Origin of the sequence: Actinospica acidithermotolerans (genome assembly GCF_018139625.1) — a bacterium.
Lineage (GTDB): Bacteria > Actinomycetota > Actinomycetes > Streptomycetales > Catenulisporaceae > Actinospica > Actinospica acidithermotolerans.
Window position 1 is genome coordinate 1 of the sequence record NZ_JAGSOH010000365.1, and the last position, 438, is coordinate 438.

Annotated in this window: 1 protein-coding gene; it reads left to right on the top strand. The window is 67.1% G+C overall.

Annotated features, from left to right (window positions below; all coding sequences use genetic code 11):
- The coding region (locus tag KDK95_RS35105; protein ID WP_212522657.1) for an aminotransferase class I/II-fold pyridoxal phosphate-dependent enzyme at nucleotides 1–438 on the top strand (438 nt) is incomplete at both ends.

Sequence of the window (438 nt, forward strand, 5' to 3'; positions counted from 1 at the left end):
CACCTCGATCGCTCCCGATGAACTGCGCCGCATCCATGCCGAAGTGCAGTCGCGGGGCGGCACCACGATCATCGATGAGATCTATCTCGGCCTCTCGCACGACGAGGCCTTCGGCCAGACCGCGCTGGCGATCGGCGACGACATCGTCAGCATCAACAGCTTCAGCAAATACTTCAACATGACCGGCTGGCGGCTCGGCTGGATGGTCGTGCCCGAGGCCATGGTGCCGGTGGTCGAGCGCCTCGCCCAGAACCTGTTCATCTGCCCGAGCACCGTGGCGCAGCATGCGGCGCTGGCCTGCTTCGAGCCCGAGAGCATCGCCGAGTACGAACGCCGCCGCGCCGAGTTCAAGGCCCGCCGCGATTACTTCATTCCCGCGCTCGAGTCGATCGGCCTGCCGGTGCCCGTGCGGCCGGACGGCGCCTTCTACGCCTGGGC